This window comes from Pseudomonas sp. CNPSo 3701 (assembly GCF_028674975.1).
GTDB lineage: Bacteria > Pseudomonadota > Gammaproteobacteria > Pseudomonadales > Pseudomonadaceae > Aquipseudomonas > Aquipseudomonas straminea.
This window is the reverse complement of the sequence record NZ_JAQZSI010000001.1, coordinates 1,165,533-1,180,999: the sequence shown is the minus strand read 5'-3', so window position 1 is coordinate 1,180,999 and position 15,467 is coordinate 1,165,533. Positions and strand designations below refer to the sequence as shown.

General features: G+C 63.9%; 15 protein-coding genes. 5 read left to right on the top strand and 10 right to left on the bottom strand.

Going from position 1 to position 15,467, the window contains the following annotated elements; genetic code table 11:
• Nucleotides 1-10: 10 nt before the first annotated feature.
• Nucleotides 11-976, top strand: a complete 966-nt coding sequence (locus PVA39_RS05380; RefSeq protein WP_274123120.1) for a DMT family transporter — start codon at nt 11-13, stop codon at nt 974-976.
• Here PVA39_RS05380 and PVA39_RS05375 read toward each other — a convergent pair.
• The 4 genes from PVA39_RS05375 to PVA39_RS05360 all read right to left on the bottom strand — a co-directional run bounded on the left by PVA39_RS05375 (nt 954) and on the right by PVA39_RS05360 (nt 5,716).
• Nucleotides 954-3,149 carry a xanthine dehydrogenase family protein molybdopterin-binding subunit gene (locus PVA39_RS05375; protein WP_274123119.1) on the bottom strand — a complete coding sequence of 732 codons (2,196 nt, stop codon included), beginning with the start codon at nt 3,147-3,149 and terminating at the stop codon, nt 954-956. The two genes, PVA39_RS05380 and PVA39_RS05375, sit on opposite strands and share 23 nt — an antisense overlap.
• Nucleotides 3,146-4,135, bottom strand: coding sequence for an FAD binding domain-containing protein (locus PVA39_RS05370; RefSeq protein ID WP_274123118.1), 990 nt, complete (start codon nt 4,133-4,135; stop codon nt 3,146-3,148). Before PVA39_RS05370 ends, PVA39_RS05375 begins: the two co-directional genes overlap by 4 nt.
• Entirely contained in the window at nt 4,132-4,641 is a 510-nt protein-coding gene (locus PVA39_RS05365) for a (2Fe-2S)-binding protein (RefSeq protein ID WP_274123117.1), read from the bottom strand. Before PVA39_RS05365 ends, PVA39_RS05370 begins: the two co-directional genes overlap by 4 nt.
• 328 nt (nt 4,642-4,969) lie before the next feature.
• Nucleotides 4,970-5,716, bottom strand: a complete 747-nt coding sequence (locus PVA39_RS05360; RefSeq protein WP_443200942.1) for a class I SAM-dependent methyltransferase — start codon at nt 5,714-5,716, stop codon at nt 4,970-4,972.
• 146 nt (nt 5,717-5,862) lie between these two features.
• Between PVA39_RS05360 and PVA39_RS05355 the strand changes: the two genes are divergently transcribed.
• Nucleotides 5,863-6,294 (top strand): hypothetical protein, encoded by a 432-nt coding sequence (locus PVA39_RS05355; RefSeq protein ID WP_274123115.1) that lies wholly within the window; start codon nt 5,863-5,865, stop codon nt 6,292-6,294.
• 2 nt (nt 6,295-6,296) lie between these two features.
• Here the strand turns inward: PVA39_RS05355 and PVA39_RS05350 are convergent, their stop codons facing one another.
• From PVA39_RS05350 to PVA39_RS05330, 5 genes are all read right to left on the bottom strand, one after another.
• Nucleotides 6,297-6,986 carry an extensin-like domain-containing protein gene (locus PVA39_RS05350; protein WP_274123114.1) on the bottom strand — a complete coding sequence of 230 codons (690 nt, stop codon included), beginning with the start codon at nt 6,984-6,986 and terminating at the stop codon, nt 6,297-6,299.
• A gap of 1 nt (nt 6,987) precedes the next feature.
• On the bottom strand, nt 6,988-7,818 hold the full coding sequence (locus tag PVA39_RS05345) for an isocitrate lyase/PEP mutase family protein (protein WP_274123113.1): 831 nt from the start codon (nt 7,816-7,818) through the stop codon (nt 6,988-6,990).
• A gap of 557 nt (nt 7,819-8,375) precedes the next feature.
• Entirely contained in the window at nt 8,376-10,016 is a 1,641-nt protein-coding gene (groL, locus tag PVA39_RS05340; RefSeq protein ID WP_093504068.1) for a chaperonin GroEL, read from the bottom strand.
• A 48-nt stretch (nt 10,017-10,064) separates the two neighbouring features.
• Nucleotides 10,065-10,358 (bottom strand): co-chaperone GroES, encoded by a 294-nt coding sequence (locus tag PVA39_RS05335; RefSeq protein ID WP_093504070.1) that lies wholly within the window; start codon nt 10,356-10,358, stop codon nt 10,065-10,067.
• Between the two features lie 255 nt (nt 10,359-10,613).
• On the bottom strand, nt 10,614-11,072 hold the full coding sequence (locus tag PVA39_RS05330) for an FxsA family protein (RefSeq protein ID WP_093504072.1): 459 nt from the start codon (nt 11,070-11,072) through the stop codon (nt 10,614-10,616).
• A 300-nt stretch (nt 11,073-11,372) separates the two neighbouring features.
• Here PVA39_RS05330 and PVA39_RS05325 point away from each other — a divergent pair, with 300 nt between their 5' ends.
• A complete protein-coding gene (locus PVA39_RS05325) occupies nt 11,373-12,131 on the top strand; it encodes an SDR family oxidoreductase (protein ID WP_274123112.1) in 759 nt (252 codons plus the stop codon).
• 219 nt (nt 12,132-12,350) lie between these two features.
• Here the strand turns inward: PVA39_RS05325 and PVA39_RS05320 are convergent, their stop codons facing one another.
• Nucleotides 12,351-13,355: a DUF481 domain-containing protein gene (locus PVA39_RS05320; RefSeq protein ID WP_274123111.1), complete on the bottom strand. Its 1,005-nt coding sequence runs from the start codon at nt 13,353-13,355 to the stop codon at nt 12,351-12,353.
• Nucleotides 13,356-13,487: 132 nt separating this feature from the next.
• Between PVA39_RS05320 and PVA39_RS05315 the strand changes: the two genes are divergently transcribed.
• Nucleotides 13,488-13,853 (top strand): MGMT family protein, encoded by a 366-nt coding sequence (locus PVA39_RS05315; RefSeq protein ID WP_274123110.1) that lies wholly within the window; start codon nt 13,488-13,490, stop codon nt 13,851-13,853.
• A gap of 100 nt (nt 13,854-13,953) precedes the next feature.
• Nucleotides 13,954-15,459 (top strand): AmpG family muropeptide MFS transporter, encoded by a 1,506-nt coding sequence (locus tag PVA39_RS05310; protein ID WP_274123109.1) that lies wholly within the window; start codon nt 13,954-13,956, stop codon nt 15,457-15,459.
• The last annotated feature ends 8 nt before the right edge of the window (nt 15,460-15,467 follow it).

The window sequence follows — 15,467 nt, the reverse complement described above, 5'->3', positions numbered from 1 at the left end:
GTCATCCCTCATGTCCGTTACCCATACCGCTCGCCTCTGGCCCATCGCCATTCCGCTGCTGGTGCTCGAAGCGACGCTGGTGGTGATCTGGAGTTCGGGCTTTATCGGCGCGCGCTTCTCCATCGACCATGCACCAGCCATGCTGGTGGTGTTCTGGCGCAGCCTGCTGTTCGTGTTGCTGCTGGCGCCCTGGGCATTGCCGCGCCTGCGGCATGCGTCGCCTGCCACGCTGCTGCGCCATGCCGGTATCGGTCTGCTGGCGATGGGCGGTTACCTCGCTGGCGTGGTTCAGGGCATCGCCCTGGGCGTGCCGGCCGGGCTCGCCGCCCTGCTGGCCGACCTGCTGCCTATCGGTGTTGCTCTGCTCAGCGTGCTGGTGCTGCGCCAGCCCCTAGGCTGGCAAACCTGGCTGGGTCTGCTCATCGGCTTGACGGGCGTGGTGCTGGTCACCTCGGATGCGCTGGCCTGGGGCGATGCCCCGTTGTGGGTCTATGGCTTGCCACTGCTGGGCATGCTGTCGCTGGCGATTGCCACCTTGTGGCAGAAACGCACCAAGGCCGCGGCGTCCCTCGACCTGCTCGGCAACCTGTGGTTGCAATGCTGCATCTGCTGCGTGCCGTTCGCACTGCTGGCCGTCATGGACGGCAGCCTGATGCCGGTGCCCTCAGGCGGCTTCGCCCTGAGCGTGCTGTGGACGAGTGCTTCCACCATAGGCGGCTACAGCTTGTACTGGCTGTGCCTGAAGCGCTCGTCACCCACACGGGTGGCCAGCGTGTTGTACCTGAGCCCGGCGCTGACCCTGGTGTGGGCCTGGGCGATGTTCGGCGAGCCGCTATCCTGGCTGATGGGCCTGGGTACGGCTATTTCGGGGTTGGGGATCTGGTTGGTGATACGCAACGAACCGAGACAGAGCGATGACGGGCTCGCATCGGCGAACCCGTCATCGGCAACCGTCAAAGCAGCTTGTCGAGGGTGATGGGCAACTGGCGGATGCGCTTGCCGGTAGCGTGATAGATCGCGTTGGCAACCGCCGCAGCAACCCCGACGATACCGATCTCACCTACGCCCTTGGAGCCCAGCGGGTTGATGATACTGTCGTTCTCCTCGACGAAGATCACCTCGATATCACCGATATCGGCGTGCACCGGCACATGGTAGTCGGCGAGGTTGTGGTTCATGCAGCGCCCAAGGTCATGGTCGATCATCGCCTCCTCGTGCAAGGCCATGCCGATGCCCCACACCACGCCACCGAGAATCTGGCTGCGCGCGGTTTTCGGGTTGATCACCCGGCCGGCAGCGATGGCGCTGACCACCCGGGTGACACGCACCGTACCCAGCGCTTCGTCCACCTGCACCTCGACGAACACCGCCGAGTGGCTGGCACTGGCGTAGCGCTCGCGCTGCTTGCCGGGCTGCGCCTGCACCTCGGCCTCCAAGCTGCCGTGGCGAGCGAGCAGCGCACTCAGCTCGACCGTACGGCTGGCATCCTCGCCCTGCTGCACGCGGCCTGCGCTGAAACGCAGCGCCGCCCCATCATTGAACGGCGCTTCGGGCCACTGTCGCGCCGCCTCGCAGAGTTTGTCGGCCAGGGCCAGGCAGGCCTCGCGCACCGCACTGCCCACTGACGACACGGTGAACGAGCCGCCCTGCAGCGGCGCCTTGGGCAGGCTGGAATCGCCGAGGCGAAACTCCACCTGGGAGGGATCCATGCCCAATACGTAGGCGGCGATCTGGGTCATCACCGTGGCGGTGCCCGGGCCGATGTCGCAGGTGGCACTGGCAACTATCAGGCGACCGTCCGCCGTGAAGCTGGCGCGGGCGCTGGCCGGCATCTGCATGGCTTCCCATACGCCGCTGGCCATGCCGTAACCGATCAGTTGATTACCCTCGCGCATGCCCCGCGGTTGCGGGCTGCGCTTGCTCCAGCCAAAAGCCTCGGCGCCCTGCTGGTAGCAGGCGCGCAGCTCCTTGCTGGAATAGGGTTTGCCCTCGTTCTGGTTGGTTTCGGCGTAGTTGGTCAGGCGCAGCTGCACTGGGTCGACACCCGCTGCCCAGGCCAGCTCGTCCATCGCCGACTCCAAGGCGTACAGCCCGGTCGCAGCGCCCGGCGCACGCATGTCCAGCGGCGTGTAGACATCCAGCGGCGCCAGCCGATAAGCCAGGCGCACGTGATCGCAGTGGTAGAGCATCCCCGACCATTCGGCGACGTGCTCGGTGAAGTCTTCGAAGCGTGAGGTCTGGGCGATCACCTCGTGCACCAGACCCTGCAGCTTGCCACTTGCGTCGGCGCCGAGCTGCAGGTGCTGCACCGCCCGCGGGCGATAGCCGAAGGTGAACATCTGCTGGCGGGTCAGGGTCACGCGCACCGATTGCTTGAGCTTCAATGCCGCCATGGCGGCCAGCGGCAACTGGTACTGCGGGCGCAGGCCGGAACCGAAGGCGCCACCTACGAAGGAAGATTTGATGCGCACGCGGCTAGGGTCGAGCTTGAGCACATCGGCCAGATACCGCTGGCTGTTCTGCGGCCCCTGGGTCTTGTCGTGCACCAGCAGGCTGCCATTGGCCTGGTAGACTACCGTCGATGCATGGGGCTCCATCGGGTGGTGATACTCGCACGGCAGTTCGTATTCCAGCTCCAGGCGCAGCGGCGCGCCAGCGATCACCCCATCGGCGTCGCCACGGGGCTTGGGCAGTTCGGCCGGCGCGGCGTGAGCCTCGCTGAGGGCTTCGCGCAGGTCGGTGGCATGGGGCTGCTGTTCGTAGCTGATGCGCACCAGGGAGCCGGCATGGCGGGCCAGCTCCAGGGTATCGGCGACCACCAGCGCCACCGGCTGGCCGCTGTAGCGGATACGCGCGTTGAACAGCGGGCGAAAGGGCGAGCCGTCGGCGGCGTCGTCATCCTCGTAACTCTCGTCGTCCTGGGCCATGGGCGGACGATTAAGGTGGCTGAGCACCAGCTTGACGCCAGGCAGAGCCAGGGCCTCCGAGTCGTCGATGGCGGTGATGCGGCCGCGGGCGATCACACTGCAGATCACGCTGCCATGCAGCAGGCCATCGGCCGGATGCTCGGCGGCATAACGTGCCTGGCCGCTGACTTTCAGCGGGCCGTCGACACGATCCAGGGGTTGGCCGAGGGTTCGCGCGTTCATGGGCGGGCTCCTTCTGCGGCGGTAGACAGGGCGCGAACCACGGCGCGCCGCGCCAGTTCGACCTTGAAAGCGTTGTGGGCCAGCGGCTGGGCATCCTTGAGCAGCAGCTCGGCGGCAGCCTCGAAATGCTCCGGCGTGGCGACTTGGCCAACCAGGCTGGCCTCCACGTCCGCTCGCCGCCACGGTTTGTGGGCGACACCACCCAAGGCGATGCGGGCCTGGCGGATCTGGCCGTTTTCATCCAGTTGCAGCGCTGCGGCCACCGACACCAGGGCGAACGCGAACGAAGCACGGTCACGCAACTTGAGGTAGGCGTGATGGCTGGCGAAATCCTCGGCCGGCAGCTCGATGGCAAGGATCAGTTCGCCCGGCTCCAGCACCGTGTCGCGCTGCGGGGTATCGCCCGGCAAGCGGTGAAAGTCGCTCATGGCTACGCGGCGCTCGCCTTGCGGGCCGGTGATGATCACCTCGGCATCCAGGGCGGCCAGGGCCACGCAGAAGTCCGACGGGTGCACCGCTACGCAATGCTCGCTGGCGCCGAACAGCGCATGGTTGCGGTTCAGCCCTTCACGAGCCGGGCAGCCGCTCCCCGGCTCACGCTTGTTGCACGGCACCTGGGCATCGTAGAAGTAATGGCAGCGGGTACGTTGCAGCAGGTTGCCACCGGCGCTGGCCATGTTGCGCACCTGGGGCGACGCACCGGAGAGCAGCGCCTGGGCGAGCAGCGGATAACGCCGCTCGACTTCCGGGTGCCAGGCCAGCTCGGCGTTGCCGACCAGAGCGCCGATGCGCAGGCCGCCCTCGGCGGTGGCGGTCACGTCACGCAGCGGCAACGCGTTGATGTCAATGAGGCGCTTGGGCCGCACCAGGTTTTCCTTCATCAGGTCGACCAGGTTGGTGCCGCCGGCGATGAACAGGCTGTCGGGCCCGGCCAGGCTCACCGCTTCGTCGATGGCCTCGGGCTTGCTGTAGGCGAAGGGCGTCATGGGCGCACCGCCTGTTCGCTCTCGGGCAGTGCCTCTTCGATGGCCGCCAGGATGTTGCTGTAGGCGCCGCAGCGGCACAGGTTTCCACTCATACGCTCACGAATGTCGGCGGCGTCGCCGACCCGCCCTTCGTTGGCCAGGCCGACCGCCGAGCAGATCTGCCCCGGCGTGCAATAGCCGCACTGGAAAGCGTCATGTTTGACGAAGGCACGCTGCATGGGGTGGAGCTCGTCGCCCGTGGCCAGACCCTCGATGGTGGTCAGTTCACGACCGTCGAGCATGACCGCCAGAGTCAGGCAGGCGTTGACCCGCCGCCCGTCCACCAGCACCGTGCAGGCGCCGCATTGGCCGTGATCGCAACCTTTCTTGGTGCCGAACAGGTCGAGCTGTTCACGAAGCAGATCGAGAGCCGTGATCCACGGGTACACCTCGACCTGGGTGGGGCTGCCGTTCAACGACAGGGAAATCGTCCGGCGCTCGGCGCCGGCTGTGATGGTCTCGCTCATGGGCTACCTCGGTTTGCGTGGATGTCTCGTGCATCCGTTCAAAATCTGAGGTGAGGCCCGCCAAAAACGTTCAGGTTGGATCACGACCGTAGAGCGGTTCGTTGAAGAACCTCTTCACGGTCTCTTCGGGCGACATTGATGAGGCGGTAACAAGGCGGAAGCGGACATCGGGGCGCCGCTGCTTTTGTAGGAGGGGCTTTAGCCCCGAGCTTTAGATGGGTGAAAAGAGCTCGGGGCTGAAGCCCCTCCTACACGTTTACGCAAACGTCAGCTCCCGCCACTTGGCGGTCAAGCGCTGAAGCCGAGCCGAAAGATCGTGAGCAAGCCTTTAAGGCGTGAGCTTCTTCAATGGGTAGATGTCGTAGCGGCTGGACTTGCCCTCCAGCGCATAACCCGGCTTAGCGCCCTCGATGACCGGCGCCTTGCGCGGGCGCTTGACCACCACGCGGTGGCTGGCGAGTTTGAGCGCCGCCTCGAGCAGTGCCGGAGCATCCAGATCATCGCCGACGAAGGGACGGAACAGGCGCATCTCCTTTTTCACCAGAGCGCTCTTGTCGCGGTGAGGAAACATCGGGTCGAGGTAGATCACTTGCGGCGCCTCGCCCTGCCAGCCGGCCATCAGCTCGATGGCGTTACCCTGCAGCAGGCGCATACGCGCGACGATATCTGCCACCTCTGCGTCCGCTGCCGCCCGCTGCAGGCCCTCCTCGAGCAGCGCACCGACCAGCGGCTGGCGCTCGATCAGGTCGACCTGGCAACCCAGGCTGGCCAACACGAAGGCATCGCGGCCCAGCCCTGCCGTGGCATCCAGCACCCGCGGGCGAATGCCCTGGGCGATGCCGACCGCCTTGGCGATCATCTGCCCGGCGCCGCCGCCGAACTGGCGACGGTGCGCCACCGCGCCCTCAACGAAATCCACCCGCACCGGCCCCGGCGCCTGCGGGCCGAGCTCGACCAGCTGCAAGCCAGCCTCGCCCAGTTGCAACGCATAACCGGCCTCGCCTTCGAGCGGCAAGCCCAGACGCTGCGCCCATTGCTGCGCGCCGGCTTGCAGATGCGGCGCCAGGGCCTCCATGCGAATGCGCACGTCGGGCTGTAGTTCACTCATTGCGGATCGTCCATCAACTCAGATGCGGCAGCTTTTAAGCAGCCGCGGCCTCAATTCGGGCCGACAGCAGCCGATACCCAGGAAAGCGCTAGTTTGCCAGAGCCCGCTGTTCGATGTTCGAAGTCATATCCCGTATTCCCGGTGATACCGGGATCGCCGCCCAGAAAGCAGGTACTCCATCAGCCGCCAGCGCGGCGCTGTACGACCAGATTCTGCACAGCGTGCTGCGCGAGATGGAAAGCGCCATAGCCCAGCACTCGGCGCCAGCACTGGTCACGCCCACACCAACGGCAACGCCCGCCGATGAAGCGCCCCTGCAGGGCATGCGCACCTTGGAAGATGTGATGATGCAGCGCCAGTTCACCTGCTCGCTGAAAGACGTGGGCGCCGCCCTGCCCCTCGAAGAACTGGCGTCGCAACAGAATCTGCTGGCGCCGTCTGGCAATGCCGAGAACGCCTCGAGCAATCCGCTGCTGGAAGAATCCCTGGCGCCCTGGGAGCTGCTGATGGGGCATCTGACCCTACAGAAACGCCTGGCTCGCTGAACTCAACGGCACATGCGAAAACCGCCCATATCCAAGTGGAAATGATCGCGGTGCGCGGCGTTGTAGTCCGGACCCAGGGTAGTGTTGAAACTGGAGCACGCCGCCTGCTGCACCTGGCGCAGGAACAGCGACTTGTCATCCTCGCCCGGCCAATCGCGCAGCACGCTGATGCGCCGGCCATCGGCCAGGCGAAAGCCGACGATATCCAGGGCATTGGCCGAGGCGTGCTGGCTGCGCCGCTGACTACCAGCGATGGTGCGGCAGGCGAAGCTGCCAACGTGGTCGACCTGCACCACACGCTGGCCGAAGCGCTGCTCGGCTGCCGGCTGCAGGCCGTGGCGCTCGAACAGGGCGAAGGCCGCAGCTACCGGGCAAGTGGCGATGAAGCTGCTGCTCAGGCGCATCTCACTGCCCTGCACGCGCACCGTGTTGGTCAACGGGCAGTCGGCGGCCGGTGTGCTGTCGGGCAGCGCGACATAACGCAGCGCGGACGTATCCAGCACCGTGCGGCATAGCTCGGCGTCACCCTGCAGACGACGCAGCTTGTAGGCGGTCAGCCAGTTGGGCGTGTCGCGCAGGTCGAGCGGCGCCCAGGGATTCCAGCGCGGCGGCACGTCGATCCACTGGCGGTACAGCGCCAGCGGGCCGCCGACCACCACGAAGATCAACAGCGCGATCAGAAACTGCCGCACGCTAGGTCTTGAACAGATCGTTGATGGTGTCGAACGGCAGCGCCTGTCGGGCGCCGCTCAGGTCGCCGCGCTCGGCAAGCCCGGTGGCTGCCTGCAAAAAGGCGCCATAGGCAGCGCGGGCCAGATTGGAGCCCAGGCTGACGCGCTTGACGCCCAGTTGCGCCAGCTCGTCCAGCGATAGTTTCAGGCTCGGCGAGCCGACCAGCACGTTGACCGGTTTGGGCGCCACCGCCTCGACCACTGCCTTGATCTGTTCACGACTGGTCAGCCCTGGCGCGTAGAGCACGTCCGCGCCCGCCTCGGCGTATGCCACCAGGCGGCGAATGGTGTCGTCCAGGTCGGCACGGCTGTGCAGGAAGTTTTCCGCCCGCGCCGTCAGGGTGAAGGGAATGTCCAGCTCGCGAGCCGCCGCTACCGCAGCGCGAATGCGCTCCACGGCGAGTTCGAAGGGATAAATGGGTTCATCCGCGCGGCCAGTGGCATCTTCGATGGAGCCGCCGACCAGACCAATCTGCGCAGCCACCCGCACGGTCGCGGCACATGCCTCGGGGGAATCGCCATAGCCATTTTCCAAGTCGGCGACCACCGGCAGCGAAGTCGCCTCGACGATGGCGCGGGCATTGGCCAATGCCTCGTCGCGGCTTACCGCGCCTTCGGCATCGCGGCGGCCCAGGGAAAAGGCCAGTCCGGCGCTGGTGGTAGCCAGAGCGTGAAAACCAAGCGCGGCGAGCATCTTCGCCGACCCGGCATCCCAGGGGTTGGGCAGAACCAGTAGCTCGGCTTGCTGGTGCAATGCCCGGAGGCGTTCGGCACGTTCACGGTAGATGGACATCGGCTGCTTCCCTTGCGTCGAGTGAGCGCTCAGGGTATCGGAGTTCGCAGCTTCGGAAGAAATTCACTGTTCCGCGATCCGGCGCAAGGCGAATCGGCAGGATATCAGCGTCGTGCCTGGGAAAGGCCCATCACCAATAACAACAGATTCTGGCTGGCTTCAGGAGACGCCTGGGTAACCCGTTTGATTTTCGGGCTCAGGCAATTGGTGCGGTGAGTGCTGGTCACGACACCTGGGCCAGGCTCATACCAGGAGGCCGCCGCGAACGCCGAAACGCTCAATGCAGCAACAAGAAACAAACCTCTGGCTACGCCTAAGCTCATGATCGCAACCTCTTGATAGTGCGGCCAATGCGTCCGCTAACACTAGATCACGATGGGCTCGGAAAGGTTGCAACAAGACGAACGGTCAAAACCCTTTGCGCCGAAAGCGGTCTCGCCATCAGCCAACTATTGCCGCTGGCCCGCCAGCTAGACACTTGCGGTGCAAAAAAGCGCGCAATAAAAAACCCCGCGCAGGGCGCGGGGTTTTCGGTACAGCTCCAGGTGCCGGGAGGCTTACATCATGCCGCCCATGCCGCCCATGCCGCCCATGTCCGGCATGGCCGGAGCAGCCTTGTCTTCCGGCAGCTCTGCAACGATCGCCTCGGTGGTGATCAGCAGGCCAGCGATGGAAGCAGCGGCTTGCAGCGCGCTACGGGTAACCTTGGCCGGGTCGATGATACCGAACTCGATCAGGTCGCCGTACTCGCCGTTGGCAGCGTTGTAACCGTAGTTACCGGAACCCTGTTTGACCTTGTCCAGAACCACGGACGCTTCGTCGCCAGCGTTGGTGACGATCTGACGCAGCGGCGCTTCGATGGCACGGCGCAGAATGCTGATACCAGCGTCCTGCTCCAGGTTGATGCCTTTGAGGCCGTCCAGAGCGGACTGAGCACGAACCAGGGCAACACCACCGCCAGGTACCACGCCTTCTTCGACGGCTGCGCGGGTTGCGTGCAGGGCGTCTTCAACGCGGGCTTTCTTCTCTTTCATCTCGACTTCGGTGGCAGCGCCGACCTTGATCACGGCAACACCGCCGGCCAGCTTGGCCAGACGCTCTTGCAGCTTCTCTTTGTCGTAGTCCGAAGAGGTTTCTTCAACCTGCTTGCGGATCTGGGCAACGCGCGACTCGATGTCGGATTGCTGGCCAGCACCGTCGATGATGGTGGTGTTTTCCTTGTTCAGGACTACACGCTTGGCTTGACCCAGGTGCTCCAGGGTGGTGCTTTCCAGGCTCAGGCCGATCTCTTCGGAGATCACGGTACCGCCGGTCAGAACGGCGATGTCCTGCAGCATGGCCTTGCGACGATCACCGAAGCCAGGCGCCTTGACGGCAGCGACCTTGACGATGCCACGCATGTTATTGACCACCAGAGTGGCCAGGGCTTCGCCTTCGACGTCTTCGGCAACGATCAGCAGCGGACGGCCAGCCTTGGCAACGGCTTCCAGAACCGGCAGCAGTTCGCGGATGTTGCTGATTTTCTTGTCGACCAGCAGCAGCAGCGGGCTATCCAGCTCGGCAACCATGGTGTCCGGCTTGTTGATGAAGTACGGCGACAGGTAGCCGCGGTCGAACTGCATGCCTTCTACGACGGACAGTTCGTTTTCCAGGCCCGAGCCTTCTTCAACGGTGATCACGCCTTCTTTACCGACTTTTTCCATGGCTTCGGCAATGATGTTGCCGATGGAGTCATCGGAGTTGGCGGAGATGGTGCCAACCTGGGCAATGGCTTTGCTGTCGGTGCACGGCTTGGACAGGTTCTTCAGCTCGGCGACGATGGCTGCGGTGGCCTTGTCGATGCCGCGCTTCAGGTCCATCGGGTTCAGGCCGGCAGCGACCGACTTCAGGCCTTCGGTGACGATGGCTTGAGCCAGAACGGTAGCGGTGGTGGTGCCGTCACCGGCAGCGTCGTTGGCCTTGGAGGCAACGTCTTTGACCAGCTGGGCGCCGATGTTTTCGATCTTGTCCTTGAGCTCGATCTCTTTGGCGACGGAAACGCCGTCCTTGGTGATCAGCGGCGCGCCGAAGCTGCGCTCCAGGACCACGTTACGGCCTTTAGGGCCGAGGGTGGCTTTGACTGCATCGGCCAGAACGTTGACACCGGTGAGCAGTTTCTTGCGAGCGGCGTCGCCGAATTTTACGTCTTTAGCTGCCATGTTATTTGATCCTCAATTCTTGACGATTAAACGGAAATTCGCGGTCGATCAGGCTTCGATAACAGCGAGGATTTCGCTCTCGCCCATTACCAACAGGTCTTCGCCATTGACCTTGACGGTGTTGCTGCCCGAATACGGGCCGAACACCACTTTGTCACCGACCTTGACGGCCAGGGCACGGACTTCACCGTTGTCCAGAACACGGCCAGTACCAACGGCAACGATTTCGCCCTGATTCGGCTTCTCGGCGGCCGAGCCCGGCAGCACGATACCGCCAGCGGTTTTGGTTTCTTCTTCGCTGCGACGGATCACGACGCGGTCATGCAAAGGACGAAGCTTCATTGTCGATCTCTCCCAATAGTTGTTGAAATTACCGGTGCTCTCACCGGCAGGATCATGGCGCTGCGCAAACACCCAACGCCGAAATTTGCTTCAGCTGACGCTGAAAAACCTTGCGGTGTCCGCTACATAGGGGCGGCCAAACGCAATTCAAGGGCAGCCGCTAATTTTTTTACGCAGGCAACGGACGCTCGGCACCTGAAAAAGCAAGGCCCCGGTCAGTGAACACTGACCGGGGCCCGGGAGCAGCGCGCGGGATCAGTCGCGGCGCTCGTATTCACCTTCAAGCACATTGGGCTTGTGACCGCCGGGCTGGCCATTACGAGCCGCCATGTCGTCGGCGAAAGCACGTTGCCGCTCGGCCTGCTCGGCAGCGCGTTGACGTACCCGCTCGACCAGCCAACGGCGGGTGAAGGGCAGCAGGCAGAAAATGCCGATGACATCACTGATGAACCCCGGCAGCAGCAACAGGCCACCACCGACTGCCATCATCAGGCCCTGCAGCACTTCCTGATCCGGCATTTCGCCGCGCGCCAGGCGCTCGCGGGCACGCCAAGCGGTGGTGATACCGGCGATGCGCAGCATCAGGCCGCCGAAGATCGAGGTGAGGATCACCAGGGCAATGGTCGGCAGCACACCGATAGCACTGCCCACCGAGATGAGCACGGCCAGCTCGAGAATCGGGAACAGCAGGAACAACAACGTGAAAATGCGCATCGCGGTTTCCTTGACGGAAGAACACCTTCCAGTAGGAGAGAAATATGGGGTGTTGCGCTTAATTCAAGCTGAAGTTTCGACTTCTCAAGTATCCGCCACGTTCCAAGCCAGGCGACGCGGGGCTTCGGCTAGGAGAGCAGCGCTGTTACAGGATGTTGGTGATCGCGATTACAGGCACTGGTGCGCCGGCCTCGTCGCACTCTATGCTGCTGCCGGTACGTCATGGCAATCGACCGGCGCGAACAAGCGAATCACCTTGCACCGGTACGACCCGTTCGACTCTCAATCAAGGGAATTGGCATGCAACTCCAAGACAAAGTCATCATCATTACCGGCGGCGGCCAGGGCCTGGGCCGCGCCATGGCCGAGTATCTCGCCGAGCGCGGCGTGCGCCTGGCACTGGTCGACCTGAATCAGGAAAAGCTCGATGAAACCGCCACGGCCTGCCGGGCCATCGGCGTGCAGGCGCGTACCTACCTGTGCAACGTGGCCAACGAAGAACAGGTGACTCAGACCGTGGCGCAGATCGCCGAGGACTTCGGTTCGATCAATGGCCTGGTCAACAACGCCGGCATCCTGCGCGATGGCCTGACCATCAAGGTCAAAGACGGCGAGATGAGCAAGATGAGCCTGGCCCAGTGGCAGTCGGTGATCGACGTCAACCTGACCGGCGTGTTCCTGTGTACTCGCGAAGTGGCGGCGAAGATGATCGAGCTGCAGAACGAGGGCGCGATCATCAATATTTCCTCGGTGTCGCGCGCCGGCAATATCGGCCAAGCCAACTACTCGGCGGCCAAGGCGGCGGTCGCTGCCGACACCGTGGTATGGGCCCGCGAGTTCGCCCGTTACGGCATCCGCGTGTCCGGCGTGGCGCCCGGGTTCATCGAAACCGACATGGTCGCCAGCATGAAGCCCGAAGCGCTGCAGCGCATGACCGACGTGATCCCGCTCAAGCGCCTCGGCAAGCCGCAGGAGATCGCGCACGCCATCGCCTTCCTGCTGGAGAACGACTACTTCACCGGGCGCATCCTCGAACTCGACGGCGGCGTTCGGCTGTAAGGCGTCAGCCGGCAAACGCCGGACAACAAAAAGCCCCGCACCAGCAGGCTGTGTGAAAACGTAGCGAGCGAAGGTCAGGCAAGGCAAAAACCGGCGAAAAAGCGCAGTTTACGTGGTGTAAATGAGCATTTTGAGCCGGTTTTTAACGCCGCATGGCCGAGCGCAGTAGTTTTCACACAGCCTGACCAGGCGGGGCTTTTTGCTGTGCATCCGCTTGGCTTACCAGCCTACACCGAAGCCCAGAGTGTAACGGGTTTCGTCCTTGTCGCCTTCCGAGCCACTGACCTGATCCTTGGAGGCCTTCATGTTCAGCGACGCCCAGTCGGTGACCTTGTAGCGCAGGCCCACTTCGGCATCCAGGGAATAATCGGCAGCGCCGGCCAGCGGCTTGCCAATCTCGCCATTGCTGAACAGCTCGATGGTCTTGCCGACCAGGTAACGGTTGTAATCCCACTTCATACTGATGGCGTAGAAGTTATCCTTCTCGCCATTGGCAAACTCGTAGTCGGAACGGTTGATCAGGCCAGCCAGGGAGAAGGCGCCGAGTTCGTTATCCCAGAACTGGTAACCCGGACCGGTACCGACAGTACGCTGACGGGCCAGATCCTCGATCTTGTCGCGCTTGTATTCCAGGCGCCCCTGCCAGAACCACTTCTCGTCCAGAAAGCGGTCCAGTGCGTACTCGGTGCTCCAGTTGTCGGTACTGACCACGTCGTCCTTGAGTTCGCGGTTGTAATCGACCTCGGCGTTGTGACGCCACTTGCCATGACGCGCCTGGGTCTTGAGATCGACATCGTAATCATCGGTGTCGCGCTCGGCGCGCTTGTAGTCCATGGCCACGTCGACGTTGCCCTTCCACAGGAAGTCTTCCACCAGCGGCTTGGGCTTCATGATCTGCTTGATGCTGGCCAGCTCGACGGTCTTGGGTGCAGCGCCATTGGCCAACGTCACCTTGCCGGGCTCTGCGGCCTGCAGCGACTTGGCCCGCTCGCCGGTCACGTCGTTTTCCTTGATCAGCAGTTCGCGGTCGCTTTCAAGAGTAGCGACCTGCTTCCAGTCCAGCGGGATGGAGCCGCCGTATTCGGTCTGCAGCATCAATTTGCCGCCGTCGAAGACACGGATGGTCCCGGTCAGGCGGTCGCCGTTCTTCATCCAGACGGTATCGGCCATCAGCGGCGTGGCGGCCACGCTAAGGCCCAGGCACAACAGAGTACGAGTAAACATAAGCGGACGAGTCTGCTCCGGTTCGCGGGAAATCGGGCATTATCCGCATACCCGAAAATTGAGCAAGAAATGACCGACGGAAATGCCTTGAGTTCATCGAGAGCCGTTATTCGTCGGCCTCAGGAGTCTGTAATGCCCGCGCTACAGCCCGGTGACAACGCCCCTCGTCCGGACGATCAGCAAGCCCGCCGCGATGCCCTTTATCTGGCGCTGGCCCAGGTGCCGCCCGGCAAGGTGGTGCCCTATGGCGAACTGGCGGCGCTGGCGGGGCTGGGGCGTGCGGCGCGATGGGTCGGCCGCACCCTCGGCCAGTTGCCTGACGGCACCGCCCTGCCCTGGCATCGCGTGGTCGCCGCCGGCGGTCGCCTGAGCCTGGCGGCCGACTCGCCGAGCGGGGTTGAACAACGTGCCCGATTGCGCGTCGAAGGGGTGCTATCCCACAATGGTCGGGTGGATATCCGACGTCACGGCTGGCGGCCCCTGGAGCACGAGGCATGAGACTCGCGGCGCCACGCGCAACCGGCTTGCACTGACCCGACCCTAGCCCCTAGAGTGCGCCACTTGTTCATGCTTTCTCCCTCCAGGCCGATCCCCCTCAATGCATCGTAAAAGCTGGCGCGACGCGGTCGCCGCCTATTCCAGCCCCTCGACACTGGTTCTTCTGGTGCTGGGCTTTGCCGCCGGCCTGCCTTACATGTTGGTGTTCTCGACCCTGTCGGTGTGGCTGCGCGAAGCCGGCGTGGCGCGCGAAACCATCGGCTTCGCCAGCCTGATCGGCCTGGCCTACGCCTTCAAATGGGTGTGGTCGCCGCTGCTCGACCAATGGCGACTGCCACTGCTCGGCAAGCTCGGCAGGCGACGCTCCTGGCTGGTGCTGTCGCAGATCCTCATCGCCGTCGGCCTGGCCGGCATGGCGCTGTGCGATCCGCACACCCACCTGACCTGGCTGATCGCTCTGGCCGTACTGGTGGCCTTCGCTTCGGCCACCCAGGACATCGCCGTCGATGCCTATCGCTTGGAAATCGTAGACGACACCCGCCAGGCCGCTCTGGCCGCCAGCTACATGGCCGGCTACCGGGTCGCCGCACTACTGGCCACCGCCGGCGCACTCTACGTCGCCGAGGGTCTGGGCTCGACCACTCTCCTTTATCAACACGCTGCCTGGGCCGGCACCTACCTGCTGTTCGCCCTGCTGATGCTGCCGGGCCTGCTGACCAGCCTATGGATGAAGGAGCCCGAGGTTTCCCTAAAAACCCAGCTGGCTGCCGCCAAGTACGGCTTCAGCCACCAGATTCTCTCGGTGCTGGTACTGATCGTGCTGCTGGTGTCGGTGCCGGCGATGTTCACCCAACTCTACAACACCGACTTCCCCAGCCTGTTGACCGGCGAAGCCACGCTGCTGGACCTGCTGCTCGAAGACCGCGCCTTCCTGCGCGCCATCCTCTATACGATCCTGACTGCCCTGTGCTTGTCGTCCATGGGCCGCCGCGGACTGGCGCCAGTACTCACGCCGGTCAACGACTTCATCCTGCGTTACCGCTGGCAGGCCTTCCTGCTACTGGGGCTGATCGCCACCTACCGCATGTCCGACACGGTCATGGGCGTGATGGCCAACGTCTTCTACATCGACCAGGGCTTCACCAAGGACCAGATTGCCAGCGTCAGCAAACTGTTCGGGCTGATCATGACCCTGGTAGGCGCCGGTGCCGGCGGGTTGCTGATCGTGCGCTTTGGCATCATGCCGATCCTGTTCATCGGCGGCGCTGCGTCGGCGGCCACCAACCTACTGTTCATGGCCCTGGCTGGCATGGGCGCCAACCTGCAAATGCTGATCTTCACCATCTCGGCGGACAACTTCAGCTCCGGCCTGGCCACGGCGGCGTTCGTCGCCTACCTGTCGAGCCTGACCAACCTGAAGTTCTCCGCCACCCAGTACGCGCTGCTGAGCTCCATCATGCTGCTGCTGCCACGGTTGATCGGCGGTTATTCCGGCGTACTGGTGGAGAAGTTCGGCTACGCGGATTTCTTCCTGATCACCGCGCTGATGGGCGTACCCACGCTGCTGCTGATTGTGGTGCAGTGGCGCCAGCAGAGCCGCGCCTAAGCCCAGAT

Coding starts and splice junctions, on each gene's coding strand:
- PVA39_RS05310 (WP_274123109.1), top strand. CDS start 13,954: ATGCATCGTAAAAGCTGGCGCGACGCGGTCGCCGCCTATTCCAGCCCC.
- PVA39_RS05370 (WP_274123118.1), bottom strand. CDS start 4,135: ATGACGCCCTTCGCCTACAGCAAGCCCGAGGCCATCGACGAAGCGGTG.
- PVA39_RS05345 (WP_274123113.1), bottom strand. CDS start 7,818: ATGTCCATCTACCGTGAACGTGCCGAACGCCTCCGGGCATTGCACCAG.
- PVA39_RS05320 (WP_274123111.1), bottom strand. CDS start 13,355: ATGTTTACTCGTACTCTGTTGTGCCTGGGCCTTAGCGTGGCCGCCACG.
- PVA39_RS05330 (WP_093504072.1), bottom strand. CDS start 11,072: ATGCGCATTTTCACGTTGTTGTTCCTGCTGTTCCCGATTCTCGAGCTG.
- groL (WP_093504068.1), bottom strand. CDS start 10,016: ATGGCAGCTAAAGACGTAAAATTCGGCGACGCCGCTCGCAAGAAACTG.
- PVA39_RS05335 (WP_093504070.1), bottom strand. CDS start 10,358: ATGAAGCTTCGTCCTTTGCATGACCGCGTCGTGATCCGTCGCAGCGAA.
- PVA39_RS05325 (WP_274123112.1), top strand. CDS start 11,373: ATGCAACTCCAAGACAAAGTCATCATCATTACCGGCGGCGGCCAGGGC.
- PVA39_RS05365 (WP_274123117.1), bottom strand. CDS start 4,641: ATGAGCGAGACCATCACAGCCGGCGCCGAGCGCCGGACGATTTCCCTG.
- PVA39_RS05380 (WP_274123120.1), top strand. CDS start 11: ATGTCCGTTACCCATACCGCTCGCCTCTGGCCCATCGCCATTCCGCTG.
- PVA39_RS05360 (WP_443200942.1), bottom strand. CDS start 5,716: ATGGAGGCCCTGGCGCCGCATCTGCAAGCCGGCGCGCAGCAATGGGCG.
- PVA39_RS05355 (WP_274123115.1), top strand. CDS start 5,863: ATGTTCGAAGTCATATCCCGTATTCCCGGTGATACCGGGATCGCCGCC.
- PVA39_RS05375 (WP_274123119.1), bottom strand. CDS start 3,149: ATGAACGCGCGAACCCTCGGCCAACCCCTGGATCGTGTCGACGGCCCG.
- PVA39_RS05315 (WP_274123110.1), top strand. CDS start 13,488: ATGCCCGCGCTACAGCCCGGTGACAACGCCCCTCGTCCGGACGATCAG.